13 protein-coding genes and 1 pseudogene are annotated in these 19746 nt (G+C 72.0%); 7 read left to right on the forward strand and 7 right to left on the reverse strand.

The window, feature by feature from the left end; genetic code table 11:
• Positions 1 to 5: 5 nt before the first annotated feature.
• From AB0D34_RS00635 to AB0D34_RS00650, 4 genes and pseudogenes are all read right to left on the reverse strand, one after another.
• A complete protein-coding gene (locus tag AB0D34_RS00635) occupies positions 6 to 1274 on the reverse strand; it encodes a VWA-like domain-containing protein (protein WP_362654321.1) in 1269 nt (422 codons plus the stop codon).
• Entirely contained in the window at positions 1271 to 2491 is a 1221-nt protein-coding gene (locus AB0D34_RS00640) for an AAA family ATPase (RefSeq protein ID WP_362654324.1), read from the reverse strand. Before AB0D34_RS00640 ends, AB0D34_RS00635 begins: the two co-directional genes overlap by 4 nt.
• A gap of 63 nt (positions 2492 to 2554) precedes the next feature.
• Positions 2555 to 3901: a hypothetical protein gene (locus AB0D34_RS00645; protein WP_362655351.1), complete on the reverse strand. Its 1347-nt coding sequence runs from the start codon at positions 3899 to 3901 to the stop codon at positions 2555 to 2557.
• A pseudogene (locus AB0D34_RS00650) lies at positions 3884 to 4417 on the reverse strand (hypothetical protein); the annotation flags it as partial. The pseudogene AB0D34_RS00650 and the gene AB0D34_RS00645, both read right to left, overlap by 18 nt.
• Positions 4418 to 4539: 122 nt before the next feature.
• Here AB0D34_RS00650 and AB0D34_RS00655 point away from each other — a divergent pair.
• Entirely contained in the window at positions 4540 to 5697 is a 1158-nt protein-coding gene (locus AB0D34_RS00655; protein ID WP_362654327.1) for a cytochrome P450, read from the forward strand.
• Between the two features lie 210 nt (positions 5698 to 5907).
• Here the strand turns inward: AB0D34_RS00655 and AB0D34_RS00660 are convergent, their stop codons facing one another.
• From AB0D34_RS00660 to AB0D34_RS00670, 3 genes are all read right to left on the reverse strand, one after another.
• Entirely contained in the window at positions 5908 to 6681 is a 774-nt protein-coding gene (locus AB0D34_RS00660) for a hypothetical protein (protein WP_362654330.1), read from the reverse strand.
• Entirely contained in the window at positions 6678 to 7937 is a 1260-nt protein-coding gene (locus AB0D34_RS00665; RefSeq protein WP_362654333.1) for a glycosyltransferase family 4 protein, read from the reverse strand. Before AB0D34_RS00665 ends, AB0D34_RS00660 begins: the two co-directional genes overlap by 4 nt.
• 74 nt (positions 7938 to 8011) lie before the next feature.
• Positions 8012 to 9085 carry an alkene reductase gene (locus AB0D34_RS00670; RefSeq protein ID WP_362654336.1) on the reverse strand — a complete coding sequence of 358 codons (1074 nt, stop codon included), beginning with the start codon at positions 9083 to 9085 and terminating at the stop codon, positions 8012 to 8014.
• Between the two features lie 100 nt (positions 9086 to 9185).
• Here AB0D34_RS00670 and AB0D34_RS00675 point away from each other — a divergent pair, with 100 nt between their 5' ends.
• From AB0D34_RS00675 to AB0D34_RS00700, 6 genes are all read left to right on the forward strand, one after another.
• Entirely contained in the window at positions 9186 to 9554 is a 369-nt protein-coding gene (locus AB0D34_RS00675) for a MerR family transcriptional regulator (RefSeq protein WP_362654339.1), read from the forward strand.
• A 301-nt stretch (positions 9555 to 9855) separates the two neighbouring features.
• Positions 9856 to 11064, forward strand: coding sequence for a cysteine desulfurase-like protein (locus AB0D34_RS00680; protein WP_362654341.1), 1209 nt, complete (start codon positions 9856 to 9858; stop codon positions 11062 to 11064).
• A 13-nt stretch (positions 11065 to 11077) separates the two neighbouring features.
• Entirely contained in the window at positions 11078 to 11866 is a 789-nt protein-coding gene (locus AB0D34_RS00685) for a DUF427 domain-containing protein (RefSeq protein ID WP_362654344.1), read from the forward strand.
• A gap of 133 nt (positions 11867 to 11999) precedes the next feature.
• Positions 12000 to 15374, forward strand: coding sequence for a pyruvate carboxylase (locus AB0D34_RS00690; RefSeq protein ID WP_362654347.1), 3375 nt, complete (start codon positions 12000 to 12002; stop codon positions 15372 to 15374).
• A gap of 118 nt (positions 15375 to 15492) precedes the next feature.
• Positions 15493 to 18207: a glucosidase gene (locus tag AB0D34_RS00695; RefSeq protein ID WP_362654350.1), complete on the forward strand. Its 2715-nt coding sequence runs from the start codon at positions 15493 to 15495 to the stop codon at positions 18205 to 18207.
• Entirely contained in the window at positions 18204 to 19649 is a 1446-nt protein-coding gene (locus AB0D34_RS00700) for an alpha-amylase (RefSeq protein ID WP_362654352.1), read from the forward strand. Before AB0D34_RS00695 ends, AB0D34_RS00700 begins: the two co-directional genes overlap by 4 nt.
• Positions 19650 to 19746 lie beyond the last annotated feature (97 nt).

Below are 19746 nucleotides of genomic sequence, written 5' to 3' on the forward strand. Positions count from 1 at the left end.
AGGGCTCACCGAACACCGGACGCCGACCCGATCTCGACCACTCGGGCCCACGCGGGTGGCGCGTCGGGCACGTACTCGGGGTTGTTCTCGCGTTGCGCCCCACTCGCCCCGGGCCGGGGGAAGAGGCCGACCACCGTACGGCAGGACGGCCGCGCGCTCGGCCAGGGCGTCTGGCCGTCGGTCAGGGCCACGACGACGTCCGGCCGGGGCCGGGAGCGCAGTGCCTTGTCGAAGCCCGAGCGCAGGTCGGTACCCCCGCCGCCGGTCAGCGGGATGCCCTCGGCCCGGCACAGCGGACGCACCGTTCCGGCCGCCGCGTCGCACGACAGCACGGTGACCAGGTCGCGGCGGCCGCCCACGGCACGGGAGATCGCGGCGACCTCAAGGAGTGCGCTGCCCAGTTCGGCGTCGCTGACCGAGCCCGAGGTGTCGATGATCACGCACACTCGGGGCGGCCTGCGCCGCAGACTCGGCAGCACCGCGCCGGGCACCCCGGCCGAGCGCCGCGACGGACGCCCGTAGCTGTAGTCGTCGCCCGACCCGGCACCGGAGACCGCCGAACGCAGCGCCGCCCCCAGCAACTCCCGCCACGGCTGCGGCGGATGGAACGCCTCCTCCGCCCACCGCCGCCACCCCTGCGGGGCGTGTCCCGGGCGTGCCTTGATGCCCTCCGCGACCCGGAAGCGGACCGCGTCCCGTGCCTGCTCGCTCAGACCGTCCGCACCGTCGGCTCCCAGGTCCCACTCACGCTCCAGGCCGTCGGCGCCGCTCCCGCAGTCCAGCCAGGACAGGTCAAGGGTGAGCGGCCCGAGGCTGATGTCCCTCAGGTACTCCTCCATCAGCCGTCCCTCGCCCAGTCGCAGGCGCCGCGGCTCGACGGCACCCTCGGGCCGGACCAGCCCGTCGCCGTACACGTCGTCGTTGATCTCGCAGTCCGCGGCGATGTTCATCCGCAGCCGGTCGCCCACGCCGGCCAGCCCGCGGTCCCGGGCCACCCGGTCTCCGCGCCCGTGATGGTCGCGCAGCAGATGCGACACCTCGTGCACCCACACGCCCGCCAGTTCCTCCACCGGCGTCCGGTCCACGAACGCCGGCGAGACATAGCACCGCCAGTGCCGGTCCACGGCCATGGTCGGCACCCGCTTCGACTCGACGGTGTGCAGGGCGAAGAGCGCGGTGGCCAGGTAGGGGCGGGCGCGGGCGGCGTGGAGACGGGCGGCGAAGAGCTTCTCGCGGTCCAGGACGCCCACCTCTTCGGGGGCGCTCGTACTCATCGGCGACCCTCGGCGGCGACCGCGGCCCGGTCCGCCCGCTGCGACAGCACCACCGTCCCGGCCAGCTTCTCGATCGCCGCCGGTACGTCCCAGTCCGGCCGGCGCAGCGAGGCGAGCGTGGTCGCGGGCACGACCACCAGGTCCGGGGCGCCGGTCTCCAGCGCCCGGACCAGCACCGCCCAGGCCGACTCCCAACGGGCCCGGTCCGGCCGCGCGCGTACGGCCGCCACCACACCGTCGAGCACCGCCTGCCGCAGATCTCCACGCTCGGGCAGGACGGCCCCCGCCGGGTCGGCGAGCACGTCCTCCGGATCGGGCAGGTCCAGCCGGTCCAGGCTCGCCAGCAGTTCGAGTCCCGGACCGTCCCCCACCGTGCCCCGGACCAGCAGGGAGAGCACGTCCCGCGCGGAGCCGGCCGCGGTCGCGAAGGCGATCAGGGACAGGGTCATGTCCCAGCTCCGCGGCGACGGCCACGGCCCGCCCCGCCGGGTCTCGCCGGAAGGCAACCGGTGCACGAGCGTGGGCCGCGCGGCGAGCAGCCCGCACACCGCCCGCCGGGCGAACTCCACCGCCTCCGGCAGCTTCCCGGGATCGAGCCGCGGCAGTGTCGCCCGGGGCCAGGTCCCGCCGAGTCCGCGTACGACGACCTCGTGGTCGTGGGTCCACTGCAGATGGACGAACCGGTTGGCCAGCGGAGGGCTCAGTTCCCAGCCGTCGGCCGCCGAGGACCGGGGGTTGGCGGCGGCCACGATCCTTACTCCGGGCGGCAGTTGCAGGGCGCCGATCCGCCGCTCCAGCACCAGCCTGAGCAGCGCGGCCTGCACGGCAGGTGGGGCGGTGGACAACTCGTCCAGGAACAGCAGTCCGCGCCCGGCCCGCACCAGCCGTACCGCCCAGTCCGGCGGGGCCATGGGCACGCCCTGCGTCGCGGGATCGTCGCCGACCACGGGCAGGCCCGAGAAGTCGGACGGCTCGTGCACGCTGGCGATCACCGTGGTCAGGGGGAGGTCCAGGGCGGCGGCGAGCTGGGTCAGGGCCGCGGTCTTGCCGATCCCCGGCTCGCCCCACAGCAGTACGGGCAGGTCGGCGGCGACGGCCAGGGTCAGGGCCGCCAGCTGGGAGTCGGGGCGAGGTTCGGTGGTGGATCGGCGCAGCAGGGTCAACAGGTCTGCGGCGACGTCGAGTTGGGAGTCGGGGGCAGGGGCGTATGTGGTCATGTGTGATCACCTATGGGCTAGGAGCGGGCCAGGAGAAGGGGGTCTGTGGAGGGCGCGGAGGGTTCATCGGGAGGTCGCGTGGCGTGGACGTGTACGCCGGGACCGGGAGCCGCCGGCGCTCGGACCGGGTGCGAACCGGGCGGGGTTCGGCCCCGACAGGCCCGTCCTGAAGAGGCCGTACGTGATGCGCCGTAGCGCGGCCGCTTCCAGTTCGTCCCGGAGGGGCCCGGTGCGCAACAGCGCCTCGGGGCCGAGCAGCGCCTCTACGACGGCCAGCGCGCCGGCGGTGTCGCCGTGCACCAGGCGTTCGCGGACGCCGTCCAGGCAGTGCGGGCGGCGGTGTGCCTCGTCGATGGCCTGGAGACAGGGGAGTGGAGTGCCGGTCAGCGCGGCCAGCAGCTCCTCGCGACGGATCTCGTCCGGGTCGTGGTCCAGCGGGGCCAGGACCCCGTCGACCAGACCGATCCGGTGCCGGGCGCCGCGGCACTCCACGAGCCGCTGCTGTGCCGGCCCGTCGGGGACCCGGGGCGGTCCGGTGGCCGTACTGCGGTCCGGTGCCAGGGCGGCGGCGACGAGGGGGTGCAGCCGGTCGGCCTCGATCGCGCCGGTGCGCAGGAGTTCGAGGTCGGGGAGGACCCAGGTCGCCGTGTCGGGCAGGACGGGGAGCGCGGAGACGGTTCCGGCGGTGGGTGTCGGCACGGGCCGTATCAGGTCGTCGTCCGCGGAGATTTCCAGCACCAACCGCCGGCGCCCCCCGAACCGCACCAGCACACGGCCGGCGGACCGCCCCTCGGCACCGAGCAGGATCCGCGCCTCGGCCACCCAACGGTCGACGGCACAGCCGTGCGGGACGGTGGGTCTCAACTCCGGTTTGACCGGCGTGGGTTGACGGTTCGTGGACCCCGGGCCGGACACCGCGCCGGCGTCCGAACCGTCCCACACGTCGCCGGTTGCCCGACGCGGGCGGCGACGGTTGCTGTCGCGGCTTGGACGGCTGCCGTCATGGGTCAGCCCGTCACGGCTGCCGTCCCGGCCTGTGCTGCGGTGGCTGCTGTTCTGCTGTGGCTCGTGACCGTTGCCGTGCGGCTGTGGGCCGTCGCGGCTGACGCGCTGGCCCGGACCGCGGTGGCTGCTGTCCTGCTCCGGCCCGTGACCGCTGACGTCCCAGATCGGACTGCGGCGGCTGCCGTCCCGCCCCGGCCCGGCACCGCGGCCGTCCCAGCCTCGGTCGGTACCGGACTCGCCCCGGCGTCGGGCGTCGTCGGCGCCGGGGTCGGCCAGGCTCCGCCAGGCCCGCGCCCTTGGCGGGTCTCCCGGGTCACCGGCCCCTGCCCCCCAATGGCCCCACGCCCCACCAGCCCCCACCCCCCTAGGGCCCCACGCCGCACCGACCCCCGCCCGCTCCCGCAGCTCACCCGCCCGCCCCGCATCCCACAGATGCCGATGCAGATCCAGCCGGAACCGTCGGTTGGGTCGCGGATGCGGATGCGGATGTCGTACGGCGTCGGGTGCCGAGCGGGACCACAGGGCGAGGCTGATCCGCTGCCCGGCGTCCGCCCAGGCGGGCGCGGTCCGGGCCACGAGATGCACGGGGCCGCCGTCGGTGTCGTACCGGGCCAGCGTCAGGGTCAGGCCCGGCCGCAGCAGCCCGTCGGGAGCGATCCTCGGCATGTGCCAGCGCAGCAGATCGGGGGCCAGTGAGCGGAGATCGGCCCGGACCCGGGACGCGAGTTCCCGGCCGTGACCGCGTGCCAGGGCACGGAGGTTGAGGTCGACGTCGAAGCCGGCGGCGGCACAGGCCCCCGCCCAGTCCCCGGCGAGGCGGCGGGCGGTCGCGGTCTCGATCATGGAGGCCGGCACGGCGAACTCGCGCACGCGCGGCCAGAAGGACGTACGGATGTCCTCGTTCGCGGTCGAAGTGAGCATCAGCACTCACCTTGCGCGGACGGGACCCCCAATCGTTCAGGAGTGTGAGTCGTCATCGTGGGGAAGCGTAAGGCCTCCCCGCCCGCATCTGCCACGGGTTTTCCACCGGGTTAGTCTGGGGCGTGCTCGGATTCCCGCTCGGCGCCGCCACCACGCTGGCCGAACTCGCCCATGACCCCCACCCACGGCTGGCCGAACTCCGCGCCCACGAGCCGGTGTCGTGGCTGCCCGAGCTGAACGGCTGGCTGGTGACCCGTCGCGATCTCGTGCTCGACGTGATGCGGGACGCCGAGACCTTCACCGTCGACGATCCCCGTTTCTCGACCGCCCAGGTCGTCGGCCCGAGCATGCTCTCCCTGGACGGCGACGAGCACGCCCGGCACCGCGAGCCGTTCGCCGCGCCCTTCCGCCCTCGTGAAGTACGGGAAGGATTCGCCGAGTTCCTCGAGCGGGAGACCGACCGCCTGGTCACCGGCATCGAACCGGCGGGCGCGGCGGAACTCCGACGGGCCTTCGCCGGCCCGCTCGCCGTGGCGGTCGTGACCGAGGCGCTCGGGCTGGTGGGCGCCGACACGGACACGGTGCTCTCCTGGTACGAGGCCATCGTGCGGACGGTCTCGGACATCACGGCGGGCCACACCGCGGGAGAAGCGGGCGAGAAGGCGTACACCCAACTGCGGGCAGCGGTGGAGACCACCGTCACCGCCAGGTCCGCCTCCTCGCTCCTCGTCTCCGCGGCAGACCGCCTCACGCTGCCGGAAGTCGCCTCCAACGCCGCGGTGTTGATGTTCGGGGGCATAGAGACCACCGAGGCGATGATCACCAACGCGCTGCTGCATCTGCTCCGGGACACCGACCAACTCGCCCTTGTCCAGCAAGACTTCGCTCTCCTGGACGGCGCGATCGAGGAGTCCCTGCGGCTCGAACCCGGCGCGGCCATCGTGGACCGTTACGCCACCCGTGACAACACCCTCGGCCGGGCCACGATCCGCGAGGGTGACCTCGTCACCGTCTCCCTCGCGGGCGCCAACCGGGACCCAGCGGTCTTCCCCGACCCCGACCGCTTCGACGTCCGCCGTGCCAACGCCCGCCTCCAACTCGCCTTCGCCCATGGCCCGCACTACTGCCTCGCCGCCCATCTGGCCCGCCTGGAGACCCGCATCGCCCTACGGCACCTTCTCGACCGCCTCCCTGCCCTGCGTCTCGACCCGGACCACCCCGCCGCCCCGCGCGGCCTGGTCTTCCGCAAGCCGCCCACCCTGCAGGTGCGCTGGGGGTGAGCCCCGCATCGCTGCCCATCCGTCCCTCGGCCGGCGTGAGAAACAGCGGTCGGTCTCCGTACGAGGTGGCATGACGGGCACGTCGTCCCTGATCCGCAGCGCGGCCGCGGCGGCCAGATGCCCGAGGCGCAGCCGGTCGCACTCGACGCGGTCGTTCCGCACACCGCCAATCCGTCGTGGTCCGAGAGCGACCCGGGCCTCAGCCCTGCCTCAGCCGGCCCGCGTCACCTCCAGGGACAGGTCGTTGTCGACCGTGTAGTACGGCCGCACCACGGCACCCCCGATCGTGACGCCCGGGTAGACGAACACCGCCTTGCGGTCCGCCACGTCGTCCAGGAGACGGGCGAGCCGGATCGTCGGGGCTCCGGGAGCGGGCCGTAGGAACAGGTCCCAGATGCCGGTGTCCAGGTCCTCGTCGTCGACCGTGAAGGAGAAGCCGCGGCCGTCCTCGGCGGCCGCCGGAGTCAGGGTGCGGATGACGCCACCGCCCTTCCGCAGCCGCAGCTCCACGCGGGCCCCGGCCGGCAGCGAGGCGCCGTGCGTTCGGGCCGCGAACGTCAGCGCCCGGTCCATGACGTCCACGCGCTCGACCTCGGCGTGCGCGGACCGCAACCACGTCCGCACCGCCAGGAAGCCGTCCAAGGTGACGTACGGAACCCGCACGGCCAGCGGCGCCGACCGCTCCCGCAGCGGCCCGCCGACCAGGGCGCGCAGGTCGCGCGGGCCCGGACGCAGGCGCGTGCGCTCGGAACCGTGCAGCAGATACACGTCCCAACGGCCCTCCGCGAGCTCGGGATCGGCTTCCAGCACGGCATGCGCGCGTCCCTCGGCGGCCGAGTCCAGTTCGAGGACGTGGAGGATCTCCTCGGGCTGCCCCTTCTTCGGCCGCAGCCGCAGCAGCAACCGGCGCCCGTCCGCCTCCGGCACCTCGAAGGTGATCCGGCCCTCGGCGTCGACCGCGCATCCCGCGCGTGGTGTGGTCACGACCGCCCCTTCCGTACGATGCGCAGCGCACCGCTCGCCGCGGTCAGCGCGGAGTCGCGTGCGGCGAAGCCCCGGGCGGCCAGCGCCCCGCATGGCCGTTCCCGCGCGACGGGTTGTCCCGCCCTCCGCGCCGAGACCGCGCTCGCGATGAGCCGCTCGGCCTGCTCGACGACGGGCCCGGGAGCGAACCGCCGCGCGTTCTCCAGGGCCGCCCGGCCCATCCGGCGGCGCAGCTCCTCGTCCCGGACCAGTTCCAGCAGGGCCGCGGCCAGCGCGTCCCGGTCCCCGACCGGCACCAACCGGCCGTCCACCCCGTCCGCGATGATCTCGGCGGGGCCGTGCGGGCAGTCCGTGCTCACCACGGGCAGCCCGCAGCGCATGGCCTCCACGAGGGTCATGCCGAAGGGTTCGAAGCCGGCGGCGGCCGCCCCGATCGAGCCCTTGACCCACTCCGCCTCCATGGGGGCCGCGGCACCCATCAGGAAGACGTTGTTCCACAGCCCGAGGTCGGTGATGCGCCGGCGCAGCCGGTCGTGCTCCTCCCCCTTGCCGTAGATGCGCAGCTGCCAGTCCGGATGTGCTGCGGCGACCGCGGCGAAGGCCTCGACGAGCAGGTCGTACCGCTTCACCGGCACCAGCCGGCCGGCCGCGACGACCACCTTGGCGAAACCGTCCGAGGGCGGCAGCACGGGGTCCGGCACGCTGTTCGGCAGCGCCTCGACGTGTACGCCGGGCAGCCGCATCCGGCGCCGGTAGGAGGCCGCGTCCGCCTCGGTGACCGTGGTGAGCACGTCGAGCTTCCGGTACGCCCGCCGCAGTGCGGTGCGCAGCCGGGGTGAGTGGTTGTCCAGGGTGAGGTGCTCCTGCCCTATCCGTGCCACATGGGGCGGGGCCTGGCCAGCGAGATGCACGTTGAGCCCGGGCCGGGTGCCGATCACCGCGTCCGCGTCGGTCGCGGCGAGGGTCTCGGCGATGCGCTGGTCGGTCAACTCGCTGTACTGGCCGTACCGGTACTCGGAGCGCGGGAACACCCGCGCCGGTAACAGATGTAAGGGGTGCTCCTTCTCCTCTCTGAGATCGACCAGCGGCCGCAGCGAAACCCGGGGATCCAGAACGAAGTTGGGGAGCTCCCGGTGCCGCAGCACGGAGATGATCTCGACCTCGTGCCGTTCGGCCAGGGCCTGGGCCAGGTTGAAGGTCGTGGTGATGGTGCCGCCGATCCCGTAGGCGTTGTGCAGCAGGAAAGAGATCTTCATGTTGGGCTAGACCACGGGACATTGCCTCCGGTTGACCCTCGTTACCCTTTCGTGGTGTCCTCGCCACCTCGACGTCATGCCGTGTACTGGTATGCGGGGTATGTGAGATAGCCCTGGTCGCCGCCCTGGAAGTAGGTGTCCTCGTCGGCGGGGGCGATCGGCAGGCCGGTGCGCAGCCGCTCGACCAGGTCGGGGTTGGCGATGAAGGCGCGGCCGAAGCTGATGAGGTCGGCGCCCAGGCCCAGCCAGCGGTCGGCGTCGTCGCGGCCGGTCTGCTTGGCGCCCATCGGCAGCACCGGGTTCATGACGAGCGCGCCCCGCCACACCCCGCGCAGGAGGACAAGCGTCTCCTCCGGGCCGGTGGCCTCCAGATGGACGTAGGCGAGTCCGAGGCGGGACAGCTCGGTCAGCAGGGCGGTGTACAGCTCGGGGACGTCGGTCTCCTCGACTCCCCAGAAGGCGCCGCCCGGTGAGAGCCGTATCCCCGTCCGGTCCGCGCCCACGGCGTCGACGGTCGCCGCGGCCGCCTCGACCGCGAACCTGATCCGGTTGGCCGGCGAGCCGCCGTAGCGGTCCGTGCGCAGGTTGGCGTTGGTGGAGAGGAACTGTGAGATCAAGTAGCCGTTGGCGCCGTGCAGTTCGACTCCGTCGAACCCTGCGTCGACAGCGCGGCGGGCGGCCTCGGCGTAGGACTCGGCGTGCTCCGGCACTTCTTCTGTGCGCAGTGCCCGCGGCACCGGTGCGGGCTGTCGTCCCGTGGGGGTGAACACCTCACCGCCGGCCGGGACGGCCGAGGGCCCGACGGGGCGCAGACCGTTGGTGTCCGGGTGCGAGACCCGCCCGCCGTGCATGATCTGCGCGAAGATCCGGCCCCCGTTGGTGTGCACGGCCTCGGTCACCGGACGCCACGCGGCCACCTGCTCATCGGTGTACAGCCCCGGTGTGCCCGGATTGGACTGCCCGACCAGGCTCGGCTGCACCCCCTCGGAGACGAGCAGGCCGGCCGTGGCCCGCTGGGCGTAGTAGCGCGCCATCGACGGCGTCGCGAGTCCGTCGGCGGCGGCCCGGACCCGGGTCATCGGGGCCATCACCACGCGGTTGGGCAGCCGCAGTCCGCCGAGCCGGAAACCGGTGAAAAGGGTCGTCACGTCACGTCTCCTTGATGGTTCGTCACACCCGCCTCCCGGGTGTGCGGTTACGCTAAAACCTGACGTCGATGTGAGGGTCAAGTCCGCTGGGGAGGAACACGTGCGCATCGGGGAGTTGGCGGCGAGGTCGGGGGTGAGCGTCCGGGCCCTGCGCTACTACGAGGAGCAGGGGCTGCTCACCAGCACCCGCAGCGCGAGCGGCCAGCGGCACTACACGCCGACCGCGGTCGATCGGGTGCTGTTCCTCCAACGGATGTATGCGGCAGGCCTGTCCAGCCGCACGATCACCGAACTCCTCCCCTGTGTGGACTCACCGAGCGAGGAGACCTCCGACGCGGCGCTGGAACGGATGGCCGGGGAACGCGACCGGCTCACCGACCACATCGCCGAACTCGTCCGCACCCGGGACTCCCTCGACGAGCTGATGGCCGTGAACCGGGCGTACCGCGAGAGCCTGCGGCCGGTGTGACAGGTCCAGGTCTCGGTCGGCGGGTGACCGGCCGGTGGGGCCGGTCGCGCCCACGCGGCGGAGCCGCAAGTCGATACGGTCCGCGCCCCTGAAGGGGCGCCGCAGTCTCCCCGCTTCTACCAGGACACCGGCAACAGCCGTGGCCCGCGTGTCATCTGCCCCTCCCGAACCGGTCGGACCGAGGGGCCTGCGTGGCGGCGGCTCTCTGGGCGTGTTGATGGCCGTGCACCGGGCCCATCGTGTGAGCCCGCGGGCGGCGTGACAGGCTGAGACTCCCGAACCGGTCGGACCGAGGAGCCCCGTGACGTACGACATCGCCGCCATCCGCTCCCACTTCCCGGCCCTGGCCGCCGGTACCGCCCACTTCGACGGCCCCGGCGGCACCCAGACCCCCGGAACCGTCATCCGGGCCATCGCCGACGCCCTGTCGCAGCCGCTGTCGAACCGGGGGCAGGTGACGCTCGGGGAGCGCAACGCCGAGGGCATCGTCAGTGGGGCCCGTCGGGCCATGGCCGACCTGTTGGGGGCGAGCCCGGCGGGGATCGTCTTCGGCCGCAGCGCCACGCAACTCACCTACGAGTTCTCGCGCACCGTCGCCAAGACCTGGTCGCCCGGCGACGAGGTGGTCGTCACCCGCCTCGACCACGATGCCAACATCCGCCCCTGGGTACAGGCCGCCGAACCGGCCGGCGCCACCGTCCGCTGGGCCGAATTCGACCCGCGGACAGGTGAGTTGACGGTCGAGGCCATCCGAGCCGTACTCTCCGACCGCACCCGGCTCGTCGCCGTCACCGCCGCCTCCAACCTGATCGGCACCCGCCCCGACATCCCCGCGATCGCCCGCGCCGCACACGAAGTCGGCGCGCTCGTCCACGTGGACGGCGTCCACCACGCCGCCCACACCCTCGTGGACCTGGAGCAGCTGGGCGCGGACTTCTACACCTGCTCCCCGTACAAGTTCCTCGGCCCGCACCACGGAGTCCTCGCCGCCCGCCCGGAGTTGCTGGAGACCCTGCGCCCCGACAAGCTCCTGCCCTCCACGGACGCCGTCCCGGAACGCTTCGAACTCGGCACCCTGCCCTACGAGTTCCTCGCCGGCACCACAGCCGCGGTCGACTTCCTCGCCGAACACCTCGACGCCACGGCCACCGGCACCCGGCGCGAGCGCCTGGCCGCGGGATTCGCCTCCCTCGAAGCCCACGAACACGTCCTGCGCACCCGGATCGACAAGGGCCTCGCCACCCTCGACGGCGTCACCGTCCACTCCAGGGCCGCCGACCGCACCCCGACCGTCCTGCTGACCTTCGAGAACCACAGCACCGTCGACGCGTACGCCTTCCTCGCGGAGCGCGGCGTCCAGGCCCCCTCCGGCTCCTTCTACGCCATCGAGGCCTCCCGCCACCTCGGCCTCGGCGACACCGGCGGCCTCCGCGTCGGCCTCGCCCCCTACAACGACACCAAGGACGTCGACCGGCTCCTGACGGGACTGACAGACTTCCTGAAGAGGTGAAGGGAGACCCATCATGACCACGTTCCCCACCGCACCGAACGTACGGACCACCCCGGAAGGCCTGCTGTGGGAGCCCAGCGAGCGCTGGGTCCGCGGCCGCAAGGCGGACGTCACCGTCGTCGACAGCCGGCACCCCGTCCTCGTCTGGGAGCCGGACTTCCCCGTCCCGCTGTACGCCTTCCCGCGCGCCGACGTCCGCGAGGACCTGCTCCGCCCCGCCAAGAACCCGGCGACCGGCACCCACACCGGATCGCGGATCTTCTACGACCTCGAAGTGAACGGCGAGCTCGTCGAGAACGCGGCCTGGACCTTCCCGGCCGCCGACCTGGCCGACCACATCGCCTTCGCCTGGTTCCGGCGCTGGGGGACCGGCCTCGACCACTGGTACGAGGAGGAGGAAGAGATCTTCATCCACCCCCGTGACCCGCACAAACGCGTCGACGCCCTGCCCAGCAGCCGCCACGTCCAGGTCGAGGTCGACGGGATGCTCGTCGCCGACACCCGCCGTCCCGTCCTCCTCTTCGAGACCAGCCTGCCCACCCGCTACTACATCCCGCGCGAGGACGTCCGCCTCGACCTCCTCGAAGCCACCGACCACCACACCGGCTGCCCCTACAAGGGCACCGCCGAGTACTGGTCCACGGGCGGCCACGCCAACATCGTCTGGAGCTACCCCGACCCGCTCCCCGCGGTGGCCGCGGTCAAGGGGCTGCTCGCCTTCTTCAACGAGGTCGTCGACATCACCGTCGACGGGGAGCGCCAGGAGCGCCCGGTCACCCCCTTCACCCAGACGCTCAAGTGACCTCAGGGCGCGGACTCCCGTACCCGCGCGGATCGCCGCGAATCCACCCCCGACACGTGAGCTGACTCTCATGGCGACCGGCGGTCTTTGCCGAGACCATGGGGGCGTCACCGGCAGGCCGAAGGGAACGGGAATGCTCCGCAAGGTACTGGTCGCCAACCGTGGTGAGATCGCGATCCGCGCATTTCGCGCGGGGTACGAGGTGGGCGCGCGGACGGTCGCCGTCTTCCCGCACGAGGACCGCAACTCACTGCACCGACTCAAAGCCGACGAGGCCTACGAGATCGGCGAACCGGGCCATCCCGTGCGGGCCTATCTCTCCGTCGACGAGATCATCCGCGCCGCCCGCCAGGCCGGTGCCGACGCCGTCTACCCCGGCTACGGCTTCCTCTCGGAGAACCCCGAGCTCGCGCGGGCCTGCGAGGAGGCGGGCATCACCTTCGTCGGCCCGAGCGCCGACATCCTCGAACTGACCGGCAACAAGGCCCGCGCGGTCGCCGCCGCCCGTGCCGCCGGCGTACCGGTCCTGGGCTCCTCGGCACCCTCCACCGACGTGGACGAGCTGGTCGCGGCCGCCGACGGCATCGGCTTCCCCGTCTTCGTGAAGGCCGTCGCCGGTGGCGGCGGGCGCGGTATGCGCCGGGTCGAGAACCCCGCCCAGCTGCGGGAGTCCATCGAGGCCGCCGCGCGTGAGGCGGCCTCGGCCTTCGGCGACTCGACCGTCTTCCTGGAGAAGGCCGTCGTCGAGCCCCGCCACATCGAGGTGCAGATCCTCGCCGACGGCCACGGCAACGTCATCCACCTCTACGAGCGCGACTGCTCGGTCCAGCGCCGCCACCAGAAGGTCATCGAGCTCGCTCCCGCGCCCAACCTCGACCCCGACCTGCGGGACCGCATCTGCGCCGACGCCGTCCGTTTCGCCCGCGAGATCGGCTACCGCAACGCGGGCACCGTCGAGTTCCTCCTCGACCGCGAGGGCAACCACGTCTTCATCGAGATGAACCCGCGCATCCAGGTCGAGCACACGGTCACCGAGGAGGTCACCGACGTCGACCTCGTCCAGGCCCAGCTGCGCATCGCCGCCGGCGCCACCCTCGCCGACCTCGGGCTCTCCCAGGAGACGGTGCGGCTGCACGGCGCCGCCCTCCAGTGCCGTATCACCACCGAGGACCCCGCCAACGGCTTCCGCCCGGACACCGGCCGCATCAGCGCCTACCGCTCGCCCGGCGGCTCCGGTATCCGCCTCGACGGCGGCACCACCCACGCCGGTACGGAGATCAGCGCTCACTTCGACTCGATGCTGGTCAAGCTCTCCTGCCGGGGCCGGGACTTCACCACCGCGGTCAACCGGGCCCGGCGTGCCGTCGCCGAGTTCCGGATCCGCGGCGTGGCGACCAACATCCCGTTCCTCCAGGCCGTCCTCGACGACCCGGACTTCCAGGCGGGCAACGTCACCACGTCGTTCATCGAGCAGCGCCCGCACCTGCTGACCGCCCGCCACTCGGCCGACCGCGGCACCAAGCTGCTCACGTACCTGGCCGACGTGACGGTGAACAAGCCGCACGGCGAGCGGCCCGACTTGATCGAGCCCGTCTCCAAGCTGCCCAGGACCCCGGACATCGAGCCGCCCGCGGGCTCCAAGCAGAAGCTCACCGAGCTGGGCCCGGAGGGCTTCGCCCGCTGGCTGCGCGAGTCCCCGACCATCGGCGTCACCGACACCACGTTCCGCGACGCCCACCAGTCGCTGCTCGCCACCCGGGTCCGCACGAAGGACATGCTCGCCGTGGCACCCGTGGTCGCCCGCACGCTCCCCGAGCTGCTCTCCCTGGAGTGCTGGGGCGGCGCCACCTACGACGTCGCCCTGCGCTTCCTCGCCGAGGACCCCTGGGAGCGGCTCGCCGCCCTGCGCGAGGCCGTCCCCAACATCTGCCTCCAGATGCTGCTGCGCGGCCGCAACACCGTCGGCTACACCCCGTACCCGACCGAGGTCACGGACGCCTTCGTGCAGGAGGCCGCCGAGACCGGCATCGACATCTTCCGCATCTTCGACGCCCTCAACGACGTCAGCCAGATGCGCCCCGCGATCGAAGCCGTACGGGCCACGGGCACCTCGATCGCCGAGGTCGCCCTCTGCTACACCTCGGACCTGTCCGACCCGAACGAGCGCCTCTACACCCTCGACTACTACCTCCGCCTCGCCGAGCAGATCGTCGACGCGGGCGCCCACGTCCTGGCCGTCAAGGACATGGCGGGCCTGCTGCGCGCCCCCGCCGCCGCCAAGCTCGTCTCGGCGCTGCGCCGCGAGTTCGACCTGCCGGTCCACATCCACACCCACGACACCGCGGGCGGCCAGCTCGCCACCTACCTGGCCGCGATCCAGGCGGGCGCGGACGCGGTCGACGGTGCCGTGGCCTCCATGGCCGGTACGACCTCGCAGCCCTCCCTCTCGGCGATCGTCGCCGCGACCGACCACTCCGACCGGCCCACGGGCCTTGACCTGAGGGCCGTCGGGAACCTGGAGCCGTACTGGGAGAGCGTCCGCAAGATCTACGCCCCCTTCGAGGCGGGCCTCGCCTCCCCGACCGGGCGCGTCTACGACCACGAGATCCCCGGCGGCCAGCTCTCCAACCTGCGCACCCAGGCCGTCGCCCTCGGCCTCGGCGACCGCTTCGAGGACATCGAGGCGATGTACGCGGCCGCCGACCGGATCCTCGGCCACCTGGTCAAGGTCACCCCGTCCTCCAAGGTGGTCGGCGACCTCGCCCTGCACCTGGTCGGCGCCGGGGTCGACCCCAAGGAGTTCGAGGAGACGCCGGACCGCTTCGACATCCCCGACTCGGTGATCGGCTTCCTGCGCGGCGAGCTCGGCACCCCGCCCGGCGGCTGGCCCGAGCCCTTCCGCAGCAAGGCCCTCCAGGGCCGCGCCGACGCCAAGCCCGTGCAGGAACTGAATGCCGAGGACCGCACCGGCCTGGAGAAGGACCGCCGCTCGACCCTCAACCGGCTCCTGTTCCCCGCCCCGACCCGCGAGTTCGAGACCCACCGCCAGTCCTACGGCGACACCAGCCTCCTGGACAGCAAGGACTTCTTCTACGGCCTGCGCCCGGGCAAGGAGTACGCCGTCGACCTGGAACCCGGCGTCCGTCTCCTCATCGCCCTGGAGGCGATCGGCGAGGCCGACGAGCGGGGCATGCGCACGGTGATGTCCACGCTCAACGGCCAGCTGCGGCCCATCCAGATCCGCGACGTCGCCGTCTCCTCGGACATCCCGGCCACGGAGAAGGCCGACCGGTCCAACCCCGGCCATGTCGCGGCCCCGTTCGCCGGAGTGGTCACGCTCGCGGTCAGCGAGGGTGACGAGGTCGAGGCCGGTGCGACTGTGGCCACCATCGAAGCCATGAAGATGGAGGCCTCGATCACGGCAGCGAAGGCCGGCCGGGTCTCCCGCCTCGCCATCAACAAGATCCAGCAGGTGGAGGGTGGCGACCTGCTGGTCGAGATCGGCTGAGCCTCCGGGCTTCGGCCGGAACGGTGACGCCCGCTTCCGTATAGCGCACCGCCATTGCGGCTTCGTGTCGGTGCGCTGAGTCTGGACGCATGTCCCGGGCGGCGAGGAGGACGGGCGGATGACGAGTGGAAGCGGCACACCGGACGCCGAGCTGAAGCGGCTGGCCGCGGCCGACGCGGGCACGGCCCCCTGGCGGCGCTGGGGTCCCTACCTGAGCGAACGTCAGTGGGGCACCGTCCGCGAGGACTACAGCGAGAACGGCGACGCCTGGTCGTACTTCACCCACGACCAGGCCCGCTCCCGCGCGTACCGCTGGGGCGAGGACGGCATCGCCGGCGTCAGCGACGACAAGCAGCGGCTGTGCTTCGCGCTCGCCCTGTGGAACGGCCGCGACCCCATCCTCAAGGAGCGGATGTTCGGCCTGACCAACGCCGAGGGCAACCACGGCGAGGACGCCAAGGAGTACTGGTTCCACCTGGACAACACGCCCACCCACTCGTACATGAAGTACCTGTACAAGTACCCGCAGGGCGAGTTCCCCTACGGCGACCTCGTCGACACCAACCGGGCCAGGGGCCGCCAGGACTTCGAGTACGAACTCCTCGACACCGGCGTCTTCGACGAGAACCGCTACTTCGACGTGTTCGTCGAGTACGCCAAGGCAGGACCGGAAGACCTCCTGATCGAGATCACCGCCCACAACCGGGGCCCCGACGAGGCGGTGCTGCACCTCCTGCCGACCCTCTGGTTCCGGCACACCTGGTCATGGGCGGGCGGCGACGCGGTGCCGAGCCTGGCACTCGACCAGGACACGATCAGGGCCGAGCACGAGCAACTCGGCACCCGCAGGCTGTACTTCGAGGGCGCCGAGGCGCTCTTCACCGACAACGAGACCAACAACGAGCGCATCTTCGGCAGCCCCAACAGCACCCCGTACGTCAAGGACGGCATCGACCGGTACGTCGTCCAGGGCGAGCGGGAAGCCGTCAACCCGGCCCGCACCGGCACCAAGTCCGCGGTCCACCACGTGCTCACGATCCCCGCCGGGGACAGCGCCCGCATCCGCCTGCGTCTGACCGACGCCGAACTCCCCGACCCCTGGGTCGAGTTCGACGACATCCTCGACACCCGCCGCACCGAGGCCGACACGTTCTACGCGGCCATCACCCCGCCCGCCATAGGAGAGGAAGAGCGGCGACTCGTCCGCCAGGCCCTCGCCGGAATGCTCTGGAGCAAGCAGTACTACTACCTCGACGTCGAGCGCTGGCTCGCCGAACACGGCGTCGACCCGCTCTCCGCGGACCCCCGTGTCCGCAACAGCGCCTGGTACCACATGGTCAACGACGAGATCATGTCGATGCCGGACACCTGGGAGTACCCCTGGTTCGCCGCCTGGGACCTCGCCTTCCACACCCTGTCCCTCTCCATGGTCGACATCGGCTTCGCCAAGTCCCAACTCGACCTGCTGCTGCGCCGCCTGTACCTCCACCCCAACGGCCAGATCCCGGCGTACGAATGGAACTTCGGGGACGTCAACCCGCCGGTGCACGCCTGGGCGGTGCTGTTCGTCTACGAGTTGGAGAAGCACCGCACCGGCCGCGGCGACCGCGCCTTCCTGGAGAACGCCTTCCAGAAGCTGTCGAAGAACTTCACCTGGTGGCTCAACCGCAAGGACGCCGACGGCAACAACGTCTTCCAGGGCGGCTTCCTCGGCCTCGACAACATCGGCGTCTTCGACCGCAGCGCCCCGCTGCCCACCGGCGGCCAGCTCGACCAGGCCGACGGCACCGCCTGGATGGCCCTGTACTGCCAGAACCTTCTCGACATCGCGATCGAACTCGCCGTCGACAACCCGGTCTACGTCGAGCAGGCCCAGATGCTCTTCGAGCACTTCGCCTGGATCGCCGTCGCCATGAACCGCATCGGCAAGGACAACGCCAGCCTCTGGGACGAGGAGGACGGCTTCTTCTACGACGTCCTCCGCCTGCCCGACGGCACCGCGACCCGGCTCAAGGTACGGTCCCTGGTCGGCTTGATACCGCTTGCGGCGACGAGCATCATCGGCGGCCGAGCGGACCGCGCGTTTCCCGAACTGGTGGAAGGAGCAAGGGACTTCATCCGACGGCATCCCGCCGTGGAGGCCTTCGTCTCCCAGCACGCGACCGCGGACCCGACCACCGACGGCCGGTACCTCTTCGCGCTGTTCGGCGAGGACCGGCTGCGCCGCATCCTGGCCCGGATGCTCGACGAGGACGAGTTCCTCGGCCCGCACGGCATCCGGTCCCTGTCGAGGCACCACGTGAAACACCCGTACACCTTCGACGTGCACGGACAGACGTACGGTGTCGGCTATCTGCCCGCCGAGTCCGACTCGGGCATGTTCGGCGGGAACTCCAACTGGCGCGGCCCCGTGTGGTTCCCGATGAACATCCTGCTGATCCGCGCCCTGCTGAACCTGCACGGCTACCACGGCCCCGACTTCACCGTGGAGTGCCCGACCGGCTCCGGACGCATGCTCAACCTGTACCAGGTGGCCCGCGAGATCTCCGACCGGCTCACCGCCACCTTCCTGCCCGACACCGACGGCCACCGGCCGGTCCACGGCGCCCAGTCCGTGTTCGCCAAGGACCCGCACTGGAAGAACCTGATCCTCTTCTACGAGTACTTCCACGGCGACAACGGCGCCGGCCTCGGCGCCTCCCACCAGACCGGCTGGACCGGGCTGGTGGCGGCCACCGCGACCCTGTTCCACGCGATCAGCGAGGAGGACTGGCACCGGGGCGGCCGGGAGTCGCTGCGGCCGACGGCAGAGCGAGAGGAACCGCTGTCATGACCGTGATCCACGAGATCAACACCCTTGTCTGGCTGGGTGAGTTGAGCCGCCGCCACGGCCGTCCCGTCACCCTCGCCGACGTGCCCGGCGAGGTCTGGGACGCCGTCGCACGGCCCGGCGTCGACACCGTCTGGCTGATGGGCGTATGGGAACGCAGCCCGGCCGGACTGAAGATCGCCCTGCGCGACGAAGGGCTTATGGACTCCTTCCGCGCGGCCCTGCCCGACGTCACCGAGGCGGACATCGCCGGATCGCCGTACTGCGTACGGAACTACGTCGTGGACGCCTCCCTCGGCGGCCCGGAGGGCCTGGCCGCCGCCCGCGCCCAACTCGCCGCACGAGGACTGCGGTTGATCCTCGACCACGTCCCCAACCACGTGGCCCCCGACCACCCCTGGCTCACCTCGGACCCCGACCGCCTCGTGCGCGGCACCGTCGACGACCTGACCCGCGCACCGGCCGACTTCGTCGAGGCCGGGGGACAGGTCTACGCCCGCGGCCGCGACCCCTACTTCCCGCCCTGGCCGGACGTGGTCCAGCTGAACGCCTTCAGCGACGCGCTCCGGGAGGCGACCGTCGAGACGCTCGTGTCCATCGGCGACCAGGCCGACGGCGTGCGCTGCGACATGGCCATGCTGCTGATGAACGACATCTTCGGAAAGACCTGGGGAGACCGCGCGGGCACGGCCCCCGCCGAGGACTTCTGGCCGTACGTCATCCCCCGCGTCCGGGCCCGCCACCCCGACCTCCTCTTCGTGGCGGAGGCCTACTGGGACCTCGAACGGTCCCTCCAGCAACAGGGTTTCGACCACTGCTACGACAAACGTCTCTACGACCGTCTCCTCCACGAGGACGCCGGCTCCGTCCGCGTCCACCTGAGCGCCGACCTCGCCCACCAGCACGGTCTCGTCCGCTTCCTGGAGAACCACGACGAACCACGGGCCGCCGCGGTGATGCCCGGAGACCGGGAACGCGCCGCCGCCGTGGCCGTCGCGACCCTGCCCGGCGCCACGCTCTGGCACGAGGGCCAGTTCGAGGGCCGCCGGGTGCGAGTGCCCGTCTTCCTGAGGCGAGGGCCGCAGGAGCCGGTCGACGAGCCCCTGCGTGACTTCTACGGCCGCCTGCTGCCCACCGCTGCCGCCGTACGCCGGGGAGACTGGCGGCCGGTGACCCCGGCCGGCTGGCCGGACAACGACACCCACCGCAACCTGCTCGCCTGGACCTGGACCCACACCGACGGCCGCCACCTGGTCGTCGTCAACGACTCCGACCGCCCGGCCCAGGCCCGGCTGCCCCTGCCCTGGGACGACCTGCGCGGACGCGAGCACCGCATCACCGACCTGCTCAGCGGTGAGGCGAACGACCGTCACGGAGACGAACTGACCGACTCCGGACTGTTCGTGTCCCTGGACGCCTGGGGGTCTCACGTTTTCGAGTGGTGACGGGCACGGCACGGGCGTACGGTCTTACGGAGACCATGAGCACCGACCCGCAGGCGAGTTCTGCAGCACGGACCACCCCACCGGACTCCGGCGGCGG

Origin of the sequence: Streptomyces sp. NPDC048420 (assembly GCF_040651535.1) — a bacterium.
GTDB lineage: Bacteria > Actinomycetota > Actinomycetes > Streptomycetales > Streptomycetaceae > Streptomyces.

What these genes read in the sequence shown, in the direction of transcription:
- AB0D34_RS00635 (WP_362654321.1), bottom strand. Translation starts at nt 1,274, where the DNA reads ATGAGTACGAGCGCCCCCGAAGAGGTGGGCGTCCTGGACCGCGAGAAG.
- AB0D34_RS00640 (WP_362654324.1), bottom strand. Translation starts at nt 2,491, where the DNA reads ATGACCACATACGCCCCTGCCCCCGACTCCCAACTCGACGTCGCCGCA.
- AB0D34_RS00665 (WP_362654333.1), bottom strand. Translation starts at nt 7,937, where the DNA reads ATGAAGATCTCTTTCCTGCTGCACAACGCCTACGGGATCGGCGGCACC.
- AB0D34_RS00685 (WP_362654344.1), top strand. Translation starts at nt 11,078, where the DNA reads ATGACCACGTTCCCCACCGCACCGAACGTACGGACCACCCCGGAAGGC.
- AB0D34_RS00690 (WP_362654347.1), top strand. Translation starts at nt 12,000, where the DNA reads ATGCTCCGCAAGGTACTGGTCGCCAACCGTGGTGAGATCGCGATCCGC.
- AB0D34_RS00695 (WP_362654350.1), top strand. Translation starts at nt 15,493, where the DNA reads ATGACGAGTGGAAGCGGCACACCGGACGCCGAGCTGAAGCGGCTGGCC.
- AB0D34_RS00700 (WP_362654352.1), top strand. Translation starts at nt 18,204, where the DNA reads ATGACCGTGATCCACGAGATCAACACCCTTGTCTGGCTGGGTGAGTTG.